The sequence below is a fragment of the Corynebacterium sp. CCUG 70398 genome (assembly GCF_024454055.1).
In the GTDB taxonomy this organism is placed as follows: domain Bacteria; phylum Actinomycetota; class Actinomycetes; order Mycobacteriales; family Mycobacteriaceae; genus Corynebacterium; species Corynebacterium genitalium.
Genome location: NZ_JAGPYZ010000018.1, coordinates 1 through 5,482 on the forward strand (window position 1 = coordinate 1; position 5,482 = coordinate 5,482).

The window sequence follows — 5,482 nt, forward strand, 5'->3', positions numbered from 1 at the left end:
CGAATACCGAAAAGTCAATGTAGCGTGAGATTGAAACTGTCCAAAAAACGTCCGCATCCTCTTCTGCTACTTAACCCTTCTTTTCGCCTAAGTCTCTCCGGTCTTGTCTTCGTCGAGGCTGGGGTGAGGTGCGAGGCCCTTAAAGGTTCGCTTGGACGAGACATCGCGAGCCAACGGCTCTCGTGCATGCTCGGGGGTAGAGATTTGGGGGTGCTTAAAGGGGCTTTTCAGCAGGGGTGTGGAATCTCACAGGGCTAGTTGCGGGCCCCCGCAGAGCGCAGGCAAGACCCCTGCCAGTTCCCCAGCCGGTCCGCCTTAGTCTGCACGAGCCCAGCGAGCTGTGCGGACTCAGAGATGTCGCCGGGGTGGACCTCACCAGCCTGGTTCGCACCCGGGGTGAGCAGCCAAATTCGACCAGATTCGGAAAGGTTTCGAGTAGCGTCGACCAGCGCATCGACGAGGTCCTCATCGTCAGCGCGGTGCCATAGAAGGACGACGTCGCAGAGCTCGTCGGTCTCATCGTCGAGAAGCGCCTCGCCGATCCGGTCCTCAATAGCCTCGGAGATCGACGAATCACAATCGTCGTCCCACCCGAGCTCCTGGACGATGTCGTCGCCGGAAATGCCCAGCTTATCTACGAAATTCTCAGCGCTACCGGCGCCCACTGTGTGCTTTCCTCCTCAAACGGTGACTAACAATATTGCCAGGATACCGCTCCTGCTGCGCCACGGCGTGCATAGACAAAAAGAACTACGCTAGAAGATGTAGACGTGCGGTGCGCCCGCAACCCGGGAAAGGCACCGTGACGTGCAGCAAGAATCCCGTATCGGAGGTATGGACATGGCTGAAAACGACGTAGAAGTAACTGCTGGGAACGACTCCCAGCACGCGATCATTCGCGATGGAGTTGCTTCCTACATGCACGACCCGGACCCGGAGGAAACGAAGGAATGGATGGATTCCTTCGACGGTCTGTTGGAGAACTCTGATCCTGAGCGTGCGCGCTACCTCATGCTGCGCCTTTTGGAGCGTGCCGACGCAAAACGTGTTCCCCTGCCGTCGCTGACAACGACGGACTTCGTCAACACCATCCCGACCACGCTCGAGCCGGAGTTCCCCGGCGATGAGGCGATGGAGAAGCGCTACCGCCGTTGGATCCGTTGGAACGCTGCCATCATGGTGCACCGCGCGCAGCGCCCGGGCATTAAGGTCGGCGGACACATTTCAACCTACGCGTCCGCAGCGGCGCTCTACGAAGTGGGCTTCAACCACTTCTTCCACGGCAAAGACCACCCGCAGCACGGCGACCAGATCTTCGTTCAGGGCCACGCCTCCCCCGGCATCTACGCCCGTGCGTTCCTGGAGGGCCGACTGTCCGAAGATGACATGGACGGCTTCCGCCAGCAGCACTCCCGCGAGCAGGGCGGCCTGCCGTCCTACCCGCACCCGCACGACATGCCGGAGTTCTGGGAGTTCCCGACTGTGTCCATGGGCTTGGGCCCGATGAACGCGATCTACCAGGCACGCTTCAACAAATACCTGCAGGACCGCGGCATCAAGGACACTGCTGACCAGCACGTCTGGGCGTTCCTCGGTGACGGTGAGATGGATGAGCCGGAATCCCGCGGCTGCATCCAGATGGCCGCCAACTACGAGTTGGACAACCTGACCTTCGTGATCAACTGCAACCTGCAGCGTCTCGACGGCCCCGTCCGCGGCAACGGCCAGATCGTCCAGGAGCTGGAGGCCTTCTTCAAGGGCGCCGGCTGGGAAGTCATCAAGGTCATCTGGGGCCGCGAGTGGGATGAGCTGCTGGAGAAGGACGAGGACAACGCTCTGGTCCACATCATGAACCAGACGCCGGACGGTGACTACCAGACGTTCAAGGCCAACGACGGCGCATGGGTCCGCGAGCACTTCTTCGGCCAGGACGAGCGCACCAAGAAGCTCGTCGAAGACATGACCGACGAGGAAATCTGGAACCTGCGCCGCGGTGGCCACGACTACCGCAAGGTCTACGCCGCCTACAAGAAGGCGCTGGAGACGAAGGACGGCAAGCCGACTGTCATTCTCGCCTTCACTGTTAAGGGTTACGGTCTGGGCCACACCTTCGAAGGCCGCAACGCCACCCACCAGATCAAGAACCTCACCGCTGAGGACCTGAAGCTCTTCCGCGACATGCAGGGCATTCCGATCTCCGACGAAGAGCTGGAGAAGGACCCGAACCTGCCGCCCTATTACCACCCTGGCGAGGACTCTGAAGAGATCCAGTACATGAAGAAGCGCCGCGAAGAGCTCGGTGGCTACCTGCCGGAACGTCGCGCGCAGTACACACCGCTTGAAGTACCGGACCTGGACAAGACTTACAAGGCCGTGTTCAAGGACTCCGGCAAGCAGGATGTAGCCACCACCATGGCGCTGGTTCGTACCTTCAAGGCGCTCATGCGCGACAAGGAGATCGGCCGCCGCGTGGTGCCGATCATCCCAGACGAGGCCCGTACCTTTGGTCTGGACTCCTGGTTCCCGACTCTGAAGATCTACAACCCGAAAGGCCAGAACTATATCCCGGTCGACCACGACCTGCAGCTGTCCTACCGCGAAGCGCCGGAGGGCCAGATTTTGCACGAGGGCATCAACGAGGATGGATCGTCGGCAAGCTTCCTCGCCGCCGCCACGAGCTATGCGACGCACGGCGAGCCGATGATTCCGATGTACATCTTCTACTCGATGTTCGGATTCCAGCGCACCGGCGACAACTTCTGGGCTGCCGCCGACCAGATGGGCCGCGGCTTCATCGTCGGCGCAACTGCTGGCCGCACCACACTGATGGGCGAGGGCCTGCAGCACCTCGACGGCCACTCCCCCATCCTGGCGTCGACGAACCCGTCGGTCATTCCTTATGACCCGTCGTTCGCCTACGAGATCCCCTACCTGGTCAACAAGGGCATCGACCGGATGTACGGCCCCGACGGCGGTGAGAACGTCATGTACTACCTCACCGTCTACAACGAGCCGACCCACCAACCGGCCCGCCCGGACGACCTCGATGTTGAGGGCCTGCACAAGGGTATCTACCTGTACGACCGCGGCGCTGAAGACAAGGAGAACAAGGTCTCCCTCCTCGCTTCCGGCGTGGGCATGCGCTGGGCGCTGCAGGCACAGCAGATCCTGCAGGACGAGTACAACGTCGGTGCAGCGGTGTACTCCGTGACCTCCTGGACGGAGCTCGCACGCGACGGTGCTGCCCTGAACAAGGCTCGTCTGCAGGATCCGTCCGGTGAGCACGACGAGCCGTTCGCCACGAAGCAGCTCAAGCAGACCGAGGGCCCGTACATTGCTACCTCGGACTTTGCGACGGACCTGCACGAGCAGATCCGCCCGTACGTCCCGGGCCGCTACGTTGTCCTCGGTGCCGACGGCTTCGGTTTCTCTGACACCCGCGAGGCTGCCCGTCGCTACTTCAACATCGATGCTGAGTCGATGGTGGTTGCGGCTCTGACCGCGCTGGCTGACGAGGGCAAGATCGACATCTCCGTGGCCGCCGACGCAGCCAAGAAGTTCAAGATCGACGACCCGACGGCCGCCAAGCCCGACTCCGACTACAGCCCGGAGAGCGGGATGGAGTAGTCCGGGCCAACGTACCGGGTCAATGACCACCCTCGATCGCGCGAACGCCCGCTGCCCATTCTGTGCGCGGGCGTTCGTGTTTGGGGTTGTGGTTGCGTTTGCCAATCTCGCGGGGGCGGTTTAGCTTAGAACGGTCTTAATATTCCGTAAGCTTTGCAAGGACCTACTATGACGACCTCCCAGCCGTACCCGAACCAGAACCCGAGCCAGCAGCCGGTGGGCCAGCCCGCTGGCTCCTACCCGGCAGGCGGCCAGACCCCTGCCCCGCAGGAGAACCAGAAGCCGGGCCGCTTCGACAACGCCAACTGGTACGCGCGCGCCGCGATGGCTTTGTCCATCATCAGCATCCCGCTTTCCAACCTTGCATCCTGGACACTTCCGCTCGCCATCATCTGCCTGTTCGTCGGTTTCGGCCTGGCAATCTACGCCCTCGTGTCCAAGAACGCACCGAAGACTGAGCGTTGGTGCGCGTGGGTGGCTGTTGGCATCTTCGCCTTCAACATCGTCGCTGGGATCATCGCGTTCTACTTGGGATTCACGGGAGCGATCTAGCCCGCTTCACCATCCAGACCATGCATGGGGTCGCCGTTGGGCGGCCCCTTTCGCATGTTCGCTTATCGACGCCGCGTGGCAGCCTGGCCCGCTGCCGTCGATACGCATGTGCTCTTTCGCATTTTCGTGCCGTCCACACGTCAAGTAACTGGAGCCACTGCCGCAACACGCCAGCTGGCGTTTTACGGAGCTCGTTCAAACGGCACGAAAATGCGAGAATCCTTATGGATCCTAGACGGCAGGTAACCTGGACACATGGTTGAGCTCGCCATGATTTTCAGCATCCTGCTGGGCCCGCTTGGGTTGGCGTTCATGCTCGCTGCGATCCGGTACCACACAACAGGCGTCCCAGTGAGCCAGCTGTGGAAGCCCTTCGCGCTGGGATCCGCCGTGGGACTACTGGGCTTCATTACGTTTGCGCTGCTACTGGTATACGGATTCATGGCCATCGGATTCCTTGCAGCTCTGGCTGCAGGCATCGCCTCGGGGTGGCTGCTGCGGAATTCACCGCGGACCTGGTCGGCGGCCGGGCTGTTTGCCGCGACCGCCAGCTTGGCATGCATGGGTGCTGTGACCATCTGGGTAGCCATTGGGACGAAAAGCGCGCCACCGACTTCAGATCCAGGTGACTTCGTCTTCGCCGCGTTCATGGGCGCATTCGGCGTGTGGCTGACGCCCTTCCCCCTGCTCTTGTTCACAGCCGCGATCACCATTTACATCTTCCGTCCAGAACCCGCCGGACCAGCCCCGACACCGCATGCTGGGCCAGCATGAATGGTTTGTCGGATGGGGCTGCCGCCCTGGCCCTGAGCCATGTGGTGCTCGCTGTGCCCCTGCTCCCTATCGTCGCGGTCGCGGCGTGGCGACACGGTGGTTTGAAGAACATTCAGAAGCATTTGCTGCTCGGCCTTGGGGTTGGAGTCCTTGTGTGCGTAGCCGGGTTTTTCTTTGTGTGGGCCATCGGATTGATGGAGCCACGACACTTAGAGTCACCCTTGGCGTTCCTCGTCGTCGTTGTGCCACTGGCCATATGGATCGCTGCTAGCAACGTGGCGGGGCATTCAGTCCCCGGGACTAACCGTTGGATCTCGGCCGCATCGGCCATTGCTGCTGGCGCTTGCCTCGGGTTCGGTTCCCCAGCATTGTTCCTGTACTACCACTTCGAACTGACATCCGGCATTGGCTCGATCGGGTTCTACAACCCCTTCGCGGCATTAGTAGGTGTCTGTTATGTCCATGAGGTTTTTGGACACGGAGTCCGGTGACTTTTTGGGCGTGGAGTCGGTGGGGTTTTTGGACATTG

Annotated in this window: 5 protein-coding genes; 4 read left to right on the plus strand and 1 reads right to left on the minus strand. The window is 61.3% G+C overall.

Going from position 1 to position 5,482, the window contains the following annotated elements; translation table 11 throughout:
- Positions 1-254 precede the first annotated feature (254 nt).
- On the minus strand, positions 255-665 hold the full coding sequence (locus KBX07_RS11265; RefSeq protein WP_005289414.1) for a DUF3052 domain-containing protein: 411 nt from the start codon (positions 663-665) through the stop codon (positions 255-257).
- Between the two features lie 169 nt (positions 666-834).
- Here KBX07_RS11265 and aceE point away from each other — a divergent pair, with 169 nt between their 5' ends.
- The 4 genes from aceE to KBX07_RS11285 all read left to right on the plus strand — a co-directional run bounded on the left by aceE (position 835) and on the right by KBX07_RS11285 (position 5,444).
- Positions 835-3,627, plus strand: coding sequence for a pyruvate dehydrogenase (acetyl-transferring), homodimeric type (aceE, locus tag KBX07_RS11270; protein WP_005289412.1), 2,793 nt, complete (start codon positions 835-837; stop codon positions 3,625-3,627).
- A gap of 168 nt (positions 3,628-3,795) precedes the next feature.
- Positions 3,796-4,179, plus strand: coding sequence for a hypothetical protein (locus KBX07_RS11275; RefSeq protein WP_256024162.1), 384 nt, complete (start codon positions 3,796-3,798; stop codon positions 4,177-4,179).
- Positions 4,180-4,434: 255 nt separating this feature from the next.
- Positions 4,435-4,953: a hypothetical protein gene (locus KBX07_RS11280; RefSeq protein ID WP_256024164.1), complete on the plus strand. Its 519-nt coding sequence runs from the start codon at positions 4,435-4,437 to the stop codon at positions 4,951-4,953.
- A complete protein-coding gene (locus tag KBX07_RS11285) occupies positions 4,950-5,444 on the plus strand; it encodes a hypothetical protein (RefSeq protein WP_256024165.1) in 495 nt (164 codons plus the stop codon). The genes KBX07_RS11280 and KBX07_RS11285 overlap by 4 nt, the downstream gene beginning before the upstream one ends.
- Positions 5,445-5,482 lie beyond the last annotated feature (38 nt).

Coding starts and splice junctions, on each gene's coding strand:
- aceE (WP_005289412.1), top strand. CDS start 835: ATGGACATGGCTGAAAACGACGTAGAAGTAACTGCTGGGAACGACTCC.
- KBX07_RS11275 (WP_256024162.1), top strand. CDS start 3,796: ATGACGACCTCCCAGCCGTACCCGAACCAGAACCCGAGCCAGCAGCCG.
- KBX07_RS11280 (WP_256024164.1), top strand. CDS start 4,435: ATGGTTGAGCTCGCCATGATTTTCAGCATCCTGCTGGGCCCGCTTGGG.
- KBX07_RS11285 (WP_256024165.1), top strand. CDS start 4,950: ATGAATGGTTTGTCGGATGGGGCTGCCGCCCTGGCCCTGAGCCATGTG.